The following is a 17,872-nucleotide window of genomic DNA, read 5'->3' on the forward strand; positions in this document are numbered from 1 at the left end:
AATGAAAGTAGGATAATTATCTTAAGTTAAGTAAGCTTTTTTGATCCCTGCGGTGCCTAATGTTCTTTTGTAGAGATGAATCTAGCGTTCTAATGGCTATCAGCTATCAGCATTAGAATGAAAAAGTTAGCGCTCATCGCTGATGTCACTACCTCTGACCACAACATCAAAGTTATTGCTCTATCCCACTATATTTCAGCAAGGCATCTATTTTTGGCTTTCTTCTTCGAAATTCTACAAACAAATCGATAGGTTTGCGAGAGCCACCTTGCTCTAATATACTCTTTAGGAATAATTGACCCGTTTCTTTATTCCATATCCCGTCTTCTTCAAACTTACTAAACGCATCGCTAGATAGTACCTCAGCCCATTTATAGCTATAATAACCAGCAGCATAACCGCCAGCAAAAATATGCGAAAAACTGTTTTGGAAACGGTTATAACTAGGAGGTTGTAACACAGACACCTCGCCCCTAACATCATCTAGCACTTGCCCAACGCTTTTTTCTGAGTCCTTACTTTCATGCATGTGAATTCTAAAATCAAATAGAGCAAACTCTAGTTGTCTTAGCATTGTTATTGCGGAATTATAGTTCTTAACTGCAATCAATTTATCGAACTCACTTCTAGGTAAAGGCTTGCCAGTTTCAACATGCTCTGATATAGATTCAACAACCTCCCATACATAAGTCCAATTTTCCATAAATTGACTTGGTAACTCCACAGCGTCCCATGGCACATTTGTTCCTGCTACGCTAGGGTAATCAACTATTGTCAATGTATGGTGTAGCATGTGTCCAAATTCATGGAACAAAGTTTTTATATCGTTATGAGAAAGTAGAGCCGTCTTACTACCATTTGATGGAGAGAAATTGGTTACCAAAAAAGCTACAGGCGTTTGTACTAGACCACTACTATACTTCATTCTTGAGACAAGACCAGACTGCCAAGCACCGCTTTGCTTGAAATTTCTGGTATATAAATCAACGTAAAATTTACCTCTTAAATTCTGCTTATTGTCATAAATTTCAAATAGTCTGACAGATTCATTCCATTTACTGAAATCCTCTACTTCCTTGATGTTAATGTCGTATAAGCGATTCACCAAATCAAATAAACCTTTAAAAACCTTATCTTCTGGAAAATATGGTCTTAAATCTTCTTCAGAGAAGTTAAAATGTATTTTTTTATAACAGACTGAGTAATAATTATAATCCCAAGGTGAAAAATTAGTTATTCCGTCATGCTCTTGTGCAAACAGCTTAAGGCTTGCAATTTCTCTAATACCTTGAGGTTTTGAGCGATCAGCAAGATCTTTCAGGAAATCCATTACTTCTTTAGTCGTGTCAGCCATCTTAGGGGAGAGGGAATATTCAGCATAATTTTTATAGCCAATTAACTGAGCTTTCTCTTGCCGTAATGCTAAAATTCTATCTATTAAATCACTATTATCGAATTGCTTTGCTTCTGCTTCATGTGAAGCACGAGTATTATATGCACGGTAAAAGATCTTTCTTAAATCTCGATCTTTAGCATAGGACATAACTGCTTCATAGCATGGATAATCTAATGTCAGCACCCATCCATCTTTGCCATCTATTTTGGCTTTAGCAATAGCTGCCTCGATAATATGTTTCGGTAAACCATCAAGCAGAACTTTTTTTTCAGTAGTAATGTGATACGACCAACTTTGCGTAGCATCTATTACGTTTTTAGAGAAATTATTACTAAGTTCACTTAAAGCGCTGTTTATTTCTTTAAGACGAGCCTTCTTCTCGGTATTTAAATCTATACCCGCATCTTTGAAGTTTCTGATAGCATTATCTATGCTAGTTTTTTGTGCATCATTGTAAGAGCTAAATTCTGTGCTGTTTCTAAGATTTAGAAATAAGTCATATAATTCTTTGTTTTGGCTTAAGTCGGTATAAAAATCGGAGAGTTTTCGTAATATTACCTCATAGGCGTTTCTTATCTCGTCTATATTGTTTACAGCATTAAGATGGCTAATCACGTTTTTGGCAAAACCTAATCTTGCTCCTTCTTCATCTAACCTTTGTATAGTATTATTCCATACAGGCTTTGTTACCTTATTGACGCTGTTTAGCGTGTTTTTAAAAGATTTTATTAATTCATCGATAGCAGGATCAAAATGTTCTGGTTTGATTTCGTTGAAATCAGGTAGTTCACCGTGGGTTAATAAAGGATTCATATTAGGCTCTTTAGATTTTGCAAATGTGTCTAGGCTTAAAGTAAAAAAGAAAACAAGGATGGTTTTCAATATTTTCATAAGCTGTATCCGATAGTTAGTATCTTTATTACCAAGAATCAATTGAAAATACTATAAGTAATTTAGATTCTTACTATAGTAATTCAGAATGAAATCTATTGTTCAATAGCTATTGTACTCGGCTTTGTTGCATGAATGGAAATGAACCGGTAAGATAGCGCTCTTATCAAAATTATTTATAGAGATGCGCTTACCGAAGAAAAAACCATTTAGCAATCACGTAAACGTTCAAAATTCAAAATCATTAATTGGAGAGAATATAACAGCATTTTACGCAACAGAGGTCGTATAGACTTTATGATTGCTTGTGATTTAAGTAAAAATTGGTATGCCGAAAGTAGCTATGATAAAAGACGTGGGAGGCAGCTAATATATAGCGATCAAGCTATTCTTGTATGTCAACAAATTAGATATTTGTTTAATTTCAAACTAAAACAGTGCCAAGGATTTATTAATTGGCTATTCGAAATATCAAGATTATTAATTACTTGTCCAGATTATACAACATTAAGTAGACGTAGCAAAAGCTTAAATACGGAGTCTTTGCTTTGCAACGAAAATAAAGAGTTTGATCATGTATCTATTGATAGTACAGGGATCCAAGTCTATACCGGTAATGAATGGCTGGAGAATAAGCACGGAAAACGATACTCGCGCATGATATGGAAAAAGCTGCATATTTTGGTAGGAGATAACGGCAAGATAATTGCTAATTCTACTACCGATCACAATAAAGATGATAGATCTCAAGTTAAGCTGTTATTGAAAAACGACAAAGCAAAAGAAATCCTAGCCGATTCTGGATACGACGGTGAGAACATATATCAAGATATAAGAGCAAAGGGCATGAAGCCAACTAACTATTAGACCGCCAAATCATCTAGTTGCCAAGAAAGCAAAAACTGAGCGTCAGCATAGTGCTACGTATCAACAAACTAAAGGTTATCATGCATGAAGAAACAAGAATAAATATGGACGCAGGGAATTGGTAGAGAATACCTTTTTCAGATTTAATAATTCTTTTGGTAGTAAATTTTTGTCGAGAGATGACTATAACATGAAAAATGAAATAACGATCAAATGTCAACTTTTAAACAGAATGTTTGAGATCGGCAAACCAATTTCTGTGCGCGTTGTATAAACCCAAATTCTGGGGCAAGGGGTACTTATACCTAAAATCCGATTCATGCAACAAAGCCATAAATTATTAGTTATGACAGTAATTTCCCTGCTTCTTCTATTAATTGATCAGCTAATACGATAGTCATAATTGAGCTTTTGATAAGCTCTAGCGCAGCTTTAAAATTATTTGCATCATCTTCATAATTAGTATTTAGATAATCTCTTGCAGTGCTATCGTGGACTTGAGTAGAAATCATTAAAACAGATAAAGCATTTTTTAATCTTTCAATTTGCCCACCAATCATTGAGAGACCATTAATTACGAATTTATCAACACTATCATTTGCTTGATTAGGGTCGGCGATAATATTTTGAGCATTAGCCTGATTAATTGGAGTCAATATATCTGTAGGAGCACCCAAACCTGTTGTAAGCAGAGACAAATCAGGTGTCGTAATCCGAATAACATCATTCATTAATATGTTAACTCTAACATCCATTGGAGCAACACTGACTGACGTAAGGTCAGCAGCATCAAAGAGATTTCTGCCATCAAAAGTAGCAGTGATGAATTGGCGATTAAGATCAGTTATGCTCAGTAAATATAAATCATTTAAAGCTATCAAAGGTATAGGATTGTTCACGGTATTAGCTTGAGCAATAATATCTTGTATTTTTATAAGTAGTTGTTTACTTGATAATAATATGGATCGTGCTACCGTAAGCATATTAATGCCATAAGCAATATTTTTTCCTAAACTTTTAAGAATAGGTACATTATTTCGTAATTGTGAACCTACAATATAATCTACAATACTAGCCTTGCTTCTATCGCCAGTAGCCATACGCTCGCCACTATCACGTAATTTTATAGTAGCTATTTTAACTGCGTAACCAGAGTGGTTGTTAACTGGATTAATGAAACTGACCATCAAACGAACTATGTTTTTAGATAAATTTGTATTAATTTTATAATAATACAGCGATGTATTTAATAAATTGCTAGAAGCTAGACTAATTCATCACAAAAATATTAATTTTTAATTGTAGCTTAATTACTAGGATTAGTATAGCAACTAGTCGGATATAAGCCAAAATATTATCTATAATCAATCATTTTTAGCATATATTTATAGACTAAAAAAGCGTTTTGTTTCCTAGTTAGGTAAAATAATTAATAAGACAGCTCTGATAATACCTTAAGAATCAAGCGCTAAATTTGAACTAAACAACTAAGTTGAGTATTATTTTTAATTACTTCAAACATGAAATGCAGCAGCTTTATTGCATAAACCCAGATTATTGAGAAAGGGACGGTATAAAGAAAAAGTACTAATTAAATTTAAATCTCTCCACAAGGTTCAAAGAACATTATCATTGATGAATAAGATGAGAAATATATTTGCTATATGCGGACGATATACAAAAATGCTAAAGATATAGAGAGCTGCATTTTTATTGCTAAATCAATTGAGATGAAGCTCTACAAGGCTTCTTGCTGCCTAAAATCCCAGAATGTTGTCTTTTATAGCTTGATACACTTAACTTGAAGGCGCCCTATACGCTTATCGTTTCATCAGTAATCTGCACAATATACGGCACATGATCCGATGGTAGTTGCCAATTTCTTGCATCGACAACTGCTTCTATCGCTATTAATCTGCTCTGGAGATTTTTACTTACCCAAATATGATCAAGTCTGCGTCCACGATTGGATTTTTGCCAGTCGATATTTCTATAACTCCACCAAGTATAAAATTTTTCATGTGCTGGAATAAAATACCTAGCACTGTCAATCAACCCTAAAGAATTTTGTAAATTAATTAAGGCAGCGCGCTCTACTCCAGTATGACTAACCACCTTGGATAATTGTTTGCTAGACCATACATCATGCTCTAATGGTGCAATATTTAAATCACCTGCCAAAATAATTTTACTCTCTTGATTACGATTAGCTTTAAACCATTCCTGAATCAATTGCACATATTCTAACTTATGTCTAAACTTAGGATTTTCGTTAATATCAGGGATATCACCACCAGCTGGAATATAAAAATTATGAATCTCAAGATCACCAATTTTTACTGCTACGTGTCTTTTATCGTCATTATATAACTTAATAGAGAAACTTGCATCAATAGGTAGCTTTGATATGATAGCTACACCATTATATGATTTTTGTCCTTGATAGTAAAGGTGACGGTAACCTATCTCATGCAGTGCATCAGCAGGAAATAAGTCATTAATAACTTTAGTCTCCTGCAGTAAGACAATATCAGGATTATGGGTCATTAATAATTGCTCAAGCAAAACTATTCTTAAACGAATAGAATTAATATTCCAAGTTACTATTTTCATTAATGGTATTTATTTATGTAGCTGATCCAATGCTGTCGTTACTGCTTGTTTTATTAAACGTAATATTTTAGCTTCAGGACTAGTATTTTTTGCTGCCCATTTTTTGATCCATGGCTCAGCAAGTTGCCACATATTAATTTCAGGATCTAAGCTATGGCCTATTCCTTCCACTACTACCATCGTCTTTTGTAATAATAAAAGCTGAGGTTGAGTTTCCATACCAAAATCTTCGGTAATTTTGAATAACTGTGCTAATAACTTGCCTATAGAAATTTCCTTAATTGGCAAGCCAATAATCGGCTCAGAAACAGCCCGACAACTCTGAGCAAATAATTCAACATTACAATGCGAAGGAATATAACCAGCTCTTAAATGAATTTTGGCGACTGTTTTATAATCACGTTGTAAAAAAGCAAATAAAATCTCAGCAATAGCAAGACGATCTTTCTCTGGCAACCTACCCATAATACCGAAATCTAATAATCCGATACTGCCATCTGCTCTTACTAAAATATTACCAGGATGCAAATCAGCATGAAAGAATCCATCTCTATAAGCCTGATTAAAAAATAATACTGCAATTTTTCTGGAAATAAGGTCTGGCTCTAACCCATCAGCAATCAATTGCTCCATGTCATATATAGATATACCCTCTATCCATTCGGTTACCATAACTTGTTGTGCAGTCATTGCCCAGTAAATTTTTGGTATATATACATCTAAATCATTTTTAAAATTGTCTGACATTTCTGAAGCAGCAGCTGCTTCCAATCTTAAATCCAGCTCTGATAACATGCTGGATTTAAACACATCAACAACTTCGACAATCTTTAGCCGTTTCAGTTTTATAAAAATAATTGGTAATATTCGAGCAAAAAAATATAATAATTTAATATCATTATTATATTTCGTATAAATTTGTGGCCGCAAAATTTTTACCGCGACCTTTTCTCCAGTTGATAATATTGCTTGATGCACTTGTGAAATAGAGGCTGCTGCAAATGGTTTATCTTCAAACACTGCAAACAATTCTTCTGTGCTTACACCTAAAGATTGTTTAATCATTTGCTTGGCTATCGCACTACTAAATGGCGGTAAACTATCCTGCAGATATTTCAAATTCTCTGCTACTGCAATTCCAACTAAGTCAGGTCTAGTCGATAGTGTCTGACCAAATTTGATATAAATTGGCCCTAATCGTTCAAAACAAGTAGTTAAACGTTTGCCAAAACTAGCTTTTGGTTTTTTAATTAATCCTAGAGGATAAAATATTAATTCAAGTAATTTTCCTAGAATTTTGATATAGATAGGGAATGTCATTCCATTACAATGAGTGAATAATTGTAATCTACTTACAATTACCAATATACGCAATAAATCAAATACAATTCTCATCAAGGCTACATATAGTTATAATTTATAACCGCTGTGAATAGCAACCACACCAAAGCTGAGGTTCTGGTAATGTACCTTACTAAAACCAGCTCGTGATATCATTGAGCTAAAAGTTTGTTGATCCGGAAACATGTTGATGCTCTCTACCAAATAATTATATGCAGCTTGGTTCCCAGTAACTATTTGGCCAATTTTAGGGATAATATTAAACGAGTAAAGATCATATAATTGTTGCAAACAATCAGATTCTACTTTGGAAAACTCGAGGCACAAAAATTTTCCACCAGGCTTTAGCACTCTGAAAGCTTCAATTAACGCTTGCTGTATCTGCTTTACGTTTCTAATGCCAAATGCTATAGTATAATAATCAAAACTATTACTTGCGAACGGTAGTTGTTCAGCATCTGCACATACATACTCCAATCCATGAATAATATTATTATTCATCGCTCGATCTAAAGCAATTTTTAACATCTCTTGATTAATATCACAAATCACTATCTGTGGATGTTGTTGTCTAATTTTAGCTCTATTAATAATACGAAATGAAATATCACCAGTTCCACCAGCAACATCTAAGATATTGGCATTTAAGTTAGGAATTTTTTTTACATATTCATCTTTCCATAAACGATGAATACCAAAGCTCATCAAATCATTCATTAGATCATATTTAGTGGCAACATCGGTAAAAACCTCATTAACTAGACCTTGCTTTATAGAGCCACTAGTTTTTCTAAACCCAAAATTAGTTGATGTTGATGGATCATTTTGATTAATCATAAAAATCACATTATCATTAAATATATATAATAACCAAACTTCAACCCACTACAGATTAATATCGTACTAATCATAGGAAATTTACTAAAACCAGCAATAACTGGTACAAATTTACCGAAAAAAGGAATTATACTTAATAATAAAAATATTCTATTATATTTTGCTAATTTTAATAACCTATTATTGCGCGTAAGCCGTTGTTGCTCTATTCCAGTTCGATCAAAAATATTATATAATACTTTACCAAAAAAATAATTAGCAAAATTTGCTACCAGACTAGCCACTGTTACCACAATAATAGTTATTTCTCTATTAGCAGAATTAAAAGCTTTGATGGTATAAACCATAATTTCCTTACTGGTATTAATTGCCAGACTACTCACAAAACTATCGGTAAATAATAGTAGATATATTTCAATTTTACTCACGAAAAATATTATAGTAAATTACGATGAATTAGCATAATTTTATAGAAGTTATGCTGAATTCATTTCAGCATCTTACAATTGTCGATTGTGCGGCGAGATATGCCTCTAGATATTGCCAACTAGGTGTACTGGATAGGTCCCTCAGTAAGCCCATGGACAAATTGATGAAGATAAGGATCGTCTGCATCCTCCATTTCTTCTTTTGAACCGTACCAGATAATCTTACCTTGATAAATTAACGCCACATCGTTCGCTATTATCGCTGCACTATTAAGGTCATGAGTAATGGTTATAGTAGTTGCACCAAGCTCTGTTCTAACCTTAATAATCAGTTCATTAATAATATTTGCCATAATTGGATCGAGCCCAGTGGTAGGCTCATCAAAGAAAATGATTTCTGGATTACTACAAATAGCTCTAGCAAGAGCAACACGTTTTTGCATTCCACCAGACAATTCAGCTGGATAAAAATTTAATATTCTTTCTGATAAACCCACAGACTTAAGTTTAGCTACTGCCATAGATTGTTTATCACTCTTTGAAAGCTGATATAATCTTTCAGCAAAAAAAGTGATATTATCCTGCACTGTCAACGAATCAAACAAAGCGCCGTTTTGAAATAAGAACCCACATTTCTTCATTATATCAAATCTGGTTTTGCTAGACATACAGGTAGTATCAGTGCCATCAATAATAATACTGCCACTATCAGGGGTAATCAAACCAATAATAGTTTTAATCAACACTGATTTACCAGTACCAGAACCACCTAAAATAACTAAAGAATCCCCTTGTTTAATATCCAAATCAATACCATTCAACACCGTATGTCGACCAAACGATTTATATAATGATTGAATTTTAATTTTTACCATATTTGATGTCTTGTATATCCTGCTCAATTTTATTTAACCGAGAATTTATTTTGTCTATTATATAAGTTACCCACAAAGCCAGTATGCTAAACCCTATCATTTTATCTACATAGCCGGCAACTTTTGCTCCAAATAGAGAAATAGCAATATACTCCAACCCTGACCACACAAGCCAAAAAAAGCCGATAATAAAAAGTATTCCTAAAACAATACCCAGCTTCCGTGGCCATCTATCCATGACATATACTCACTTTAATATATTTAATTGTATTAATGTAGCTTATTTATAATAAAATTCAAACAAAACATTATATTTAACCTATAAGAATTATATCTCAAAATATTCAAATTTTTATCTATACAAAGTTAAAGTATTATATTGTTCCGAATTCAAACGTTGAACTGTGTCAATTAAAAATAAGGTTTGTCATTAGACCTCTTGCATAACCTATTCTGGTTGGTAATTTTGTTGTCAAAATCGTCTCCATTACGCAGCAAACAAGAGACTGCTTGCGGTACTCGATTTCGTTTTTGTCTGAAAAATTCCGTAACTTTCTAGGTTATGCAAGAGGTCTATTGCGAGACCATTTATTGTCGAAGCAATCCAGTTAATATGCCGAGTTTTTCTGGATTGCTTCAAGCAAAGCTCTCAAGTAAGACGACTTGACACAGTTTCAACGAACATTCTCGAAATTCACAGTTTATTATTAAACATCAACCAAATAATAAAGCAAATTACCAAGAACTGTAGCAGTATTACTCCATCATAAGTTATCCATTTAGCCAGATATTGTCTAAAAAATTGTAACAGCCCCAAAGGTATTGACATTATGCAAATTTTGATAATACTATTATTATTCATTTTTTGTCATATATTAATGGTTTGCAAGTTAAGGAGAATGCTCAATAAACTTAAAGCTTTTTATATCAAACGCTAAAAGAATTACCACAACCGCATTTACCAGTTGCTTTTGGGTTTTTAATCTCAAAATAAGAAGTGCCTAACTCTTCGACAAAATCTATAATACATCCAGACATATATTGCATGGACACTTCATCTATAGCAATTTTAATATCATCTTGCACAATAATATAATCTTTTTTTGTAATTTCTGATACAAATTCATACTTATACTGAAACCCTGAGCAACCGCCACCATCTACAGAAATTCTAAGAATCATCCCAATATCAGGCTGCAAAACCTTTATTCTTTTAAATGCATTGTTAGTAGCAGTGATATACATATATATTAGCTTCTTCAGTTAAAATTAGACCACAGTCAATTTGCGTAGAGCTTTGTGTACACTTAAATTATGCGAAGAATTACAAGAACCTATTATACTTAAAAATTCTATTGTTGAAAAGTATCTCATCTAGTTCTATATTAGTAGAAATTCTTGATATTTCAAGCTAGAACCTAGACATTTTTAATTATTTTTCATAAAATTTACATTTATGATCTTTCACAAAATAATTAAGCCTGTGCTTCTGAAGCCCGCACTAATTTCGGGTAAATCTGTTACCACAAACTTAGCATTGTTAATATTTTGCTAAAAATTTAGGAGTATTTTAATGCTTGCTTCTTATGCCTGCGACCCTATAAACACAAAAGGTAGATTATACCCTGAGCAATCAACCCCTTATAGAAATGAATTTGAACGTGATCGCGACCGCTTAATTCACTCTAATGCTTTTAGAAGACTACAATACAAAACTCAAGTGTTCGTTAATCATGAAGGAGATCATTATCGAAATCGCCTTACGCATTCAATAGAAGTATCAACCGTAGCGCGTTCAATTGCCAAAGCTCTTGATCTCTCAGATGATCTGGCAGAGAGCGTTGCACTTGCACATGATTTAGGTCATACCCCTTTTGGACATGCAGGAGAGGAAGCTTTAAATGAGTGTGTAAAACAGCACCAGAAATTCTCGCATAATGCGCATTCTTTAAAAATTCTTACTCGACTAGAGCATAAATATGCAACATATGATGGATTGAATTTAAGTTGGGAAATATTAGAAGGTATTGTAAAACATAATGGACCATTAATTGACGACATACCAGAATATGTATTGGAATATAATGCTATAAATGATCTTGATTTGCAGAATTATTCTTCAGCAGAAGCTCAACTCTCATCATTATCCGATGATATAGCGTATATTTGTCATGACTTGGAAGATAGTGTGCGTGCCAATATTATAGATTTTAATCATTTATCGGAACTTACATTAATTGATCAGTATATTTTTGATATTAGATCAAGATTTAATGATATAAAACCGTCTCGATTAATTTATGAAGTAGTAAGAAAATTAATACATCATTTTATAGAAAGCTTATTATCTCAAACTAAAACTAATCTAAAATTATACAAAATTGAAACTGCTACAGACATACGAAACTTGAGTCATCAACTCGTAGATTTTACTGATCCTATAAAAAATGAAATAATACAAATCAAGCAATTTCTACTGGCAAAAGTATATAAACACCCCAAAGTTGTATCAGTTACTCTAAAATGTCAAAAAATTATCACCGAACTTTTTGCGTTGTATATAAATAATATTAATTTATTACCTTATAGCTGGCAAGCGCTAATTGACGCGCAATGCCCTAAATCTAAAGCTTTAACTGTAGCAGATTATATTGCTGGGATGACCGATCGTTTTGCCATCAATGAGTATAAAACACATTATAACATTAATTTTGACAACATATAATTATGAATATTTTTAACCAATTAAAACAAGATATTATTCAAGCCGGGCAAAAAATATCTACTGATCATAGTGTATTAGCACTAACCAATATTGAAATACCCAAAGATCCTTTGAATGGTGATTTATCAACAAATATTGCGATGATTATAGCAGCGAAAGAAGGAATAAATCCTAGAGAAGTAGCAATAAAATTTAAGGAATTAATGTCAAATATTCCATATATTGCTCATCTTGAAATAGCCGGACCTGGATTCATTAATTTTACGATCAAAGCAGATAGATGGCATAATTGTATTCAACAAATTTTAAGCGATGATGAAGAATTTATCAGCATTAAGATTAGTGAAGGTGAAAAAGTAAATATAGAATTTGTTTCTGCCAATCCAACTGGACCACTACATATCGGCCATGCACGCGGAGCCGTTTATGGTGATGCTCTTGCGCGGTTACTGGATAAATGCGGATATAAAGTTACCAAAGAATATTATGTAAATGATGCCGGATCGCAAATAGATATTTTAATACAAACCGCCATCTTAAGGTACAAACAAGCGTTAACCGGAGAAGAGATTTTGATTCCGACCGGGCTCTATCCTGGCGAATATTTAATACCAGTCGGAATTAAGCTTGCCGAAGAATTTGGCGACAAACTGCTAACACTAGCTGATAACGAATGTAATAATATAGTAAAGCAATTTGTAATTACCGCAATGCTTGCAATTATAGCGAATGATCTACATGCTTTAAAGGTTGAACATGATATCTTTTTCTCTGAGCAATCTTTACATGATAATAATCTAATAGACACTACCGTAAACTCCTTAAGAAAAACAGGATTAGTATATGAAGGTACCATTCCTGCCCCAAAAGGTAAGATCGACCCAAATTGGCAGGAACGTACTCAAGCGCTGTTTAAATCAACTATGTTTGGTGATGATCAAGATCGACCACTGCAAAAATCCGATGGCTCATGGTCTTATTTTGCAGCTGATCTTGCTTATGCTAAAGATAAAATCCAGCGCGGTTTCAATAATTTAATTTATATATTAGGAGCAGATCATAGTGGCTATGTGGCTCGAATAAAAGCAACTATCCAAGCTGTCGGCGAAGGTAAGATTAAGCATGATATAAAAATTTGTCAACTAGTCAACTTTGTCGAAAATGGCATTCCCGTTAAAATGTCAAAGCGCAAGGGAAGTTTTACTACGGTTAAAGATGTTATTGAAGAAGTTGATGTCGATATTATCAGATTTATAATGTTAACACGCAAAAATGATGCAATCCTTGATTTTGATTTAGCCAAAGTTAAGGAACAATCAAAAGAAAATCCAGTATTCTATGTTCAATACGCTCATGTTAGAATCGTCTCTATTCTAGCTAATGGCGCTGAACATACTCCACAAGCATACGAAAAATTTATCAACAAACAATTTGATTTATCATTGCTAGCTTCCGAGGAAGAGATCGGCTTAATCAAGTTACTGGCTTCATGGCCAAAAATACTTGAAGGAGCAGCAAAACATTTTGAACCACATCGAATTGCTTTTTATTTATTAAACGTTGCCGCAAGATTCCATGCCCTCTGGAATCTTGGCAAAGAAAATAATGATTATCGTTTTGTGATTGAAAGTGACATTGAATTAACAGCTACACGCCTAGCGCTAGCAAAAGCTATACAAAAAATTATCGTCAATGGGTTAGAAATTATAGGAATTCAACCAATGGATAAGATGTAACAGTGAGCGTTAGACCTCTTGCATAATCTAGAAATGGTCTCCAATATCATTATGCAAAAGGTCTAATAGAATCTTAATTATACTGATTGGTATTATTTGTCACTAATCAATAAAGGATATAACTTACCTTGATTGATGGTAAACGCCTGTGCAAACATTGGTGCAAATCTTTTGCGATTACTAAAAACACAAAGGCCGATATTTTTCTGTTTAGTATAATCTATTATTTGTTTTAGAATTTGTGCACCGCTCTCATCATCTAGGTAGTCAAAAGGCTCATCAATAATTATAAAATCAGCATTAACTAAGAATATCCTAGATAGCATAAATTTTTTACTCTCGCCTGATGAAAAAGGAACTTTCTCAAAATTTATAATTTCTTGAGCTAATCCATGTTCTATTTTATTTACTTTTTCTAATAAACCAACTTTATTCAAAGCATCCGCAATATCAAGATGAGTAACTGATTGATTATCTAGTTTTAAATTATCAAGAATTGTTCCAGTAAAAAATCTTGCTGTTGCCGGAGAAAAATGTATTTTTGACCTAATATCACTCTGACCAAAATTAGATAATTCTAGACTATTAATTTCTATTGAGCCTTGATGTATTGGCTGTAGTCCGGCTAGAGCATTAAACAATGTAGATTTTCCTGATCCTGGCTTACCATATATAAAACTATTGCTTTGACGATCTAAGGTAACATTTAAGCTATCCAATACCATTTCTCTTGAATTAAAACTTATTGATACCGACTTTACCGTAATATTATCTACTCTCTCAAGTGGTAAACTAGAGGTATGTTCCAGTGGTAATTTAGAAAAATGTTCTAAGTTAGAAAATAGCATTTTTAATCGATAAAAATTAAACAATAGACCGGTGATTTTTGATGTAGAAACAGCTCGTGAGGTAAACATAGAGCAAGCGGCTAATTGTCCAATAGTCAGAGTACCTTCAATAACTTGCACAGCCCCAATTGATACCACAGTGATTAAAGATCCAAACATTATTAAAGTCGAAACGTGATTAATACAAGCAAAAATTGTATTATAGTGAAGTCGTTTACTGCCTCCAATATCGGCTTTTATTTCTTTGTTACAAAAATAATTCTCCATATTTGCTAACTTAATAAAGTTGATGGATTGCATTATCTCTGTTTGAATGTGTTTTTTCTCAAAGGTTTTTTCTGTAGAAAGGTGAACAAAGTTTTTTATTGTTGATTGATAAAATAAATTAATTATGACTACAATCGATATAGCTATAATCGTTACATATACCAAATCACCACCGATAAAATAGATCATGAAGATAAACAGCAACATAAATGGTACGTCAATCACGGCTATTATATGTAATAATCCCATAAACCTAGTCAACGACTGGCCATCACTAATAACTTGAGATAAAAATGAGTTGACTTCTGGAGCGCTATTTGCTTTGACGTGTATTAGTCTATTGGTAAAAAATTCATCTACTTGTTCTTCTAACTCTTCAATATTTTCACCTATAAGAAAAGTTAGAGCAGCTCGATTAACAAACCAAATTAATAAAAATACGATTGCGACTAAAAGTAACCACATTAAATTGCTGATAAAGCCATTAGGCAGTACTTTATCGAATACATTCATGTCAAAAAGGGGGACAATAAAGGCTAGGATGTTGGTGATTAGACCACCAATGAAAATATATATTCCGTTTTTGCTAAATAACTGACGCATAAACCAATTAAAAGTAATTTTCTCTGGTAATGCTGCTACGTGTGCGTGTACTCGTTCTTGAGGATGAAAGGTTAGTGCAAATAGCAGTGTATTTTTATTATCAATAGTTAATATTTCGTTGTAGTTACAGATCTTTGATTCGTTATCATCTTCTGCTGTATATAGTAAATAACTTTTATTTTCCTCAGCCAAGACATCTTTGATATTAGTAATTTCTGCAATATTAAAATGTAAACTTGCTAACCTTAATTTTAATTCTTCTAGGTTAATATCTTCAGCTGATAATTTTTTCTTGATATACTCAACAGTATGATTATCTAAATTATATTGTTGTTTTAATTGTATTATAATATTAAAAAATACTTCCTTGTTCACATTATCTTCCTTGTTCATTAATTATTAAAGATGATTAGTGGTGATCATCGATAAAATTTGCATCTCCAACAGCTCCATCGTCTATTATTGGAGTAATATGATCTTCTATTGGTGTTATCAGGTCTTCTTGTGGCGTAAAATCAATAGAAGAAATATCATTTTGATGAATATTATTAGAAAAATTATCTAGCGTTACTCGAATTGAAGATAGATTTATAGTGCTAATATCTGTAATAGGTGAGGTAAATACTACTGTATGTGATATCTCTCCAGCCTGAAATATAATTTGGCCAGAATGATACTCGGTGTCACCAGAATATATCTGATAATTCATTGATGCCTCACCAGAATTATTAGTAATTGCCTGATTAAGCGTAACCATAAATTCTAACTGCATGTTGCCGTTATCTATTGATTGTGAATATATATTGGCAGAGTGACCAGGGTCTATCGGAAATCCTGTTACCTCAATATTTCCGGTAGCAGTTATATGATATGCATTACCGTATGGGGCATCATTGGGAAAAGATATTGATTGTACAGCTTCTGCTTCTGACATATAATATACACCCAACGCAATAATATAATCACCTGCTGCTAAATCTCCTAAATGTAGAAAAGAATCTAAACCAGTAGTAGAATTATCATGCCCCAAACCACCATCATCATTAAAGCCTATCTGAGTTCCAAATTTGCCATCAGCCGTTTGTTCAAAAACTCGTAAATATGTATCCCAACTACTATTGAAATTGGAACTAACATCCAAAGTTAGATCACCGCCATTATGGTGTATATGCCATTGATCTACCGAAGAATGTCCACTTTCATTAATGATTGTACCCGCGAGTACTATTCCAGTAGTTATTGGTTCAGTTAGTGATACTGTAGCATCTGATAATTCAATTTCCAATGGTCTGAACACTCCGGTTTGAACTAAACTGGATACTATATCATCATTGTGCAATTCATTAACATTAATTGATATATCGCCTGCTGCAAGAGTTTCGATATTTTCTCTATTTAAATTTGTGCTCCAATTACCATCATCTTCTACGTTCACGATGGTAGTAACATTATTTCCCAGATTATCAACTAGTCTAAGTTCAACACTACTATTTGCTGAAGCAGTGCCAGACAGTGTTAATAGTTCATTATAACTTATGTTATCCCAAGCTAAATTGTGAATAGTCAAGGGGATAGGGTTATCCGGAGGAGTAACATCCGGAGGGGTAACATCCGGAGGGGTAACATCCGGAGGAGTAACATCCGGAGGAGTAACATCCGGAGGAGTAACATCCGGAGGAGTAACATCCGGAGGAGTAACATCCGAAATAATTAGTGTGGAGTTATCATTGCTATTCGTATTAGCAAGATTTACTGAAGTAGCAGCTGTACTATTTATATCTTGTATAGGTGAAATCGTCTGAGTTATACTATTAACAATATTACTGGTGCTAGAAGTAGACGAAGATGATTCAGAAGTTGCAGCAAAAGCTTGAGTAGATTCATGATGATTTTGAGTTTCTTGTTGTTCTTGGCTTTCAGATACTACTGAATGATTTTCATTTGGCGCTGCTTCAGAAGTAGAATTTTCTGAGGTTGTTGATGTTTGTACTTCCTGTTTTACTGTAATATCATTACCAGCCTGCACATTATTAACTTTGCTAAATTCACTGTTGGTATTACCAGCTGAATTTAAAATTTTGCTATTATTTTCTGTATTGCCTTGCTCAACGTCGGTATTATATTCAGTTTCGGTGGAGGTATTAGCAGAGTTTATTGATAGTAGCTTAGTTGTTTCTTCTTTATTTTCAGTTGATTCTTGTACTAAGCTATTCATAGCTGAGGTTACAGTAGAAGTATTAACAGTTGTGCGCATAGCTTCTGTGTCATTACCAGTTTTTTTTGACACCTTAACTTCTCCACATATTAGTCTACTTAATGTTACTCTTTTGCTTAACTATTTTACTCAATCATTTTGTTTTTCATAAATAATTTGCGATAATAATTGAATTAGCTTCCATAGTTTTTTATAAAAAATATTAATTTAGCCACAATATATTTACATTT

Annotated in this window: 14 protein-coding genes; 3 read left to right on the forward strand and 11 right to left on the reverse strand. The window is 33.2% G+C overall.

What is annotated here, in order from left to right:
- Window positions 1-172: 172 nt before the first annotated feature.
- Window positions 173-2,209 carry a M3 family metallopeptidase gene (locus Trichorick_RS02535; protein WP_323738687.1) on the reverse strand — a complete coding sequence of 679 codons (2,037 nt, stop codon included), beginning with the start codon at window positions 2,207-2,209 and terminating at the stop codon, window positions 173-175.
- A gap of 375 nt (window positions 2,210-2,584) precedes the next feature.
- Between Trichorick_RS02535 and Trichorick_RS02540 the strand changes: the two genes are divergently transcribed.
- Window positions 2,585-3,154, forward strand: a complete 570-nt coding sequence (locus Trichorick_RS02540; RefSeq protein ID WP_410250254.1) for an IS5 family transposase — start codon at window positions 2,585-2,587, stop codon at window positions 3,152-3,154.
- Between the two features lie 344 nt (window positions 3,155-3,498).
- On the opposite strand, the gene Trichorick_RS02545 is transcribed toward Trichorick_RS02540, so the two are convergent.
- The 8 genes from Trichorick_RS02545 to Trichorick_RS02580 all read right to left on the reverse strand — a co-directional run bounded on the left by Trichorick_RS02545 (window position 3,499) and on the right by Trichorick_RS02580 (window position 10,493).
- On the reverse strand, window positions 3,499-4,341 hold the full coding sequence (locus tag Trichorick_RS02545) for a hypothetical protein (protein WP_323738688.1): 843 nt from the start codon (window positions 4,339-4,341) through the stop codon (window positions 3,499-3,501).
- A 625-nt stretch (window positions 4,342-4,966) separates the two neighbouring features.
- Window positions 4,967-5,767 carry an exodeoxyribonuclease III gene (gene xth / locus Trichorick_RS02550; RefSeq protein WP_323738689.1) on the reverse strand — a complete coding sequence of 267 codons (801 nt, stop codon included), beginning with the start codon at window positions 5,765-5,767 and terminating at the stop codon, window positions 4,967-4,969.
- A 9-nt stretch (window positions 5,768-5,776) separates the two neighbouring features.
- A complete protein-coding gene (ubiB, locus tag Trichorick_RS02555) occupies window positions 5,777-7,162 on the reverse strand; it encodes a 2-polyprenylphenol 6-hydroxylase (RefSeq protein ID WP_410250255.1) in 1,386 nt (461 codons plus the stop codon).
- A gap of 15 nt (window positions 7,163-7,177) precedes the next feature.
- On the reverse strand, window positions 7,178-7,945 hold the full coding sequence (ubiE, locus tag Trichorick_RS02560) for a bifunctional demethylmenaquinone methyltransferase/2-methoxy-6-polyprenyl-1,4-benzoquinol methylase UbiE (RefSeq protein ID WP_323738691.1): 768 nt from the start codon (window positions 7,943-7,945) through the stop codon (window positions 7,178-7,180).
- Between the two features lie 5 nt (window positions 7,946-7,950).
- On the reverse strand, window positions 7,951-8,373 hold the full coding sequence (locus Trichorick_RS02565) for a hypothetical protein (protein ID WP_323738692.1): 423 nt from the start codon (window positions 8,371-8,373) through the stop codon (window positions 7,951-7,953).
- Window positions 8,374-8,492: 119 nt separating this feature from the next.
- Complete coding sequence (locus Trichorick_RS02570) at window positions 8,493-9,248, reverse strand: ABC transporter ATP-binding protein (protein WP_323738693.1); 756 nt, start codon at window positions 9,246-9,248, stop codon at window positions 8,493-8,495.
- On the reverse strand, window positions 9,235-9,486 hold the full coding sequence (locus Trichorick_RS02575) for a hypothetical protein (RefSeq protein WP_323738694.1): 252 nt from the start codon (window positions 9,484-9,486) through the stop codon (window positions 9,235-9,237). The genes Trichorick_RS02570 and Trichorick_RS02575 overlap by 14 nt, the downstream gene beginning before the upstream one ends.
- A gap of 689 nt (window positions 9,487-10,175) precedes the next feature.
- Entirely contained in the window at window positions 10,176-10,493 is a 318-nt protein-coding gene (locus Trichorick_RS02580) for a HesB/IscA family protein (protein WP_323738695.1), read from the reverse strand.
- Between the two features lie 328 nt (window positions 10,494-10,821).
- Between Trichorick_RS02580 and Trichorick_RS02585 the strand changes: the two genes are divergently transcribed.
- Window positions 10,822-11,973, forward strand: coding sequence for a deoxyguanosinetriphosphate triphosphohydrolase (locus Trichorick_RS02585; protein WP_323738696.1), 1,152 nt, complete (start codon window positions 10,822-10,824; stop codon window positions 11,971-11,973).
- A gap of 2 nt (window positions 11,974-11,975) precedes the next feature.
- The gene (gene argS, locus Trichorick_RS02590; RefSeq protein WP_323738697.1) at window positions 11,976-13,709 is read left to right on the forward strand and encodes an arginine--tRNA ligase; all 1,734 of its coding nucleotides are present in this window, start codon (window positions 11,976-11,978) and stop codon (window positions 13,707-13,709) included.
- Window positions 13,710-13,801: 92 nt separating this feature from the next.
- On the opposite strand, the gene Trichorick_RS02595 is transcribed toward argS, so the two are convergent.
- Together Trichorick_RS02595 and Trichorick_RS02600 are read right to left on the reverse strand one after the other, a co-directional pair.
- The gene (locus Trichorick_RS02595) at window positions 13,802-15,820 is read right to left on the reverse strand and encodes an ATP-binding cassette domain-containing protein (protein ID WP_323738698.1); all 2,019 of its coding nucleotides are present in this window, start codon (window positions 15,818-15,820) and stop codon (window positions 13,802-13,804) included.
- 16 nt (window positions 15,821-15,836) lie between these two features.
- Entirely contained in the window at window positions 15,837-17,714 is a 1,878-nt protein-coding gene (locus Trichorick_RS02600) for a hypothetical protein (RefSeq protein WP_323738699.1), read from the reverse strand.
- Window positions 17,715-17,872 lie beyond the last annotated feature (158 nt).

Source organism: Candidatus Trichorickettsia mobilis (genome assembly GCF_034366785.1).
GTDB lineage: Bacteria > Pseudomonadota > Alphaproteobacteria > Rickettsiales > Rickettsiaceae > Trichorickettsia > Trichorickettsia mobilis_A.

What these genes read in the sequence shown, in the direction of transcription:
- Trichorick_RS02575 (WP_323738694.1), bottom strand. Translation starts at nt 9,486, where the DNA reads ATGGATAGATGGCCACGGAAGCTGGGTATTGTTTTAGGAATACTTTTT.
- xth (WP_323738689.1), bottom strand. Translation starts at nt 5,767, where the DNA reads ATGAAAATAGTAACTTGGAATATTAATTCTATTCGTTTAAGAATAGTT.
- ubiE (WP_323738691.1), bottom strand. Translation starts at nt 7,945, where the DNA reads ATGATTAATCAAAATGATCCATCAACATCAACTAATTTTGGGTTTAGA.
- Trichorick_RS02585 (WP_323738696.1), top strand. Translation starts at nt 10,822, where the DNA reads ATGCTTGCTTCTTATGCCTGCGACCCTATAAACACAAAAGGTAGATTA.
- ubiB (WP_410250255.1), bottom strand. Translation starts at nt 7,162, where the DNA reads ATGAGAATTGTATTTGATTTATTGCGTATATTGGTAATTGTAAGTAGA.
- Trichorick_RS02595 (WP_323738698.1), bottom strand. Translation starts at nt 15,820, where the DNA reads ATGAACAAGGAAGATAATGTGAACAAGGAAGTATTTTTTAATATTATA.
- Trichorick_RS02545 (WP_323738688.1), bottom strand. Translation starts at nt 4,341, where the DNA reads ATGGTCAGTTTCATTAATCCAGTTAACAACCACTCTGGTTACGCAGTT.
- Trichorick_RS02570 (WP_323738693.1), bottom strand. Translation starts at nt 9,248, where the DNA reads ATGGTAAAAATTAAAATTCAATCATTATATAAATCGTTTGGTCGACAT.
- argS (WP_323738697.1), top strand. Translation starts at nt 11,976, where the DNA reads ATGAATATTTTTAACCAATTAAAACAAGATATTATTCAAGCCGGGCAA.
- Trichorick_RS02580 (WP_323738695.1), bottom strand. Translation starts at nt 10,493, where the DNA reads ATGTATATCACTGCTACTAACAATGCATTTAAAAGAATAAAGGTTTTG.
- Trichorick_RS02535 (WP_323738687.1), bottom strand. Translation starts at nt 2,209, where the DNA reads ATGAATCCTTTATTAACCCACGGTGAACTACCTGATTTCAACGAAATC.
- Trichorick_RS02540 (WP_410250254.1), top strand. Translation starts at nt 2,585, where the DNA reads ATGATTGCTTGTGATTTAAGTAAAAATTGGTATGCCGAAAGTAGCTAT.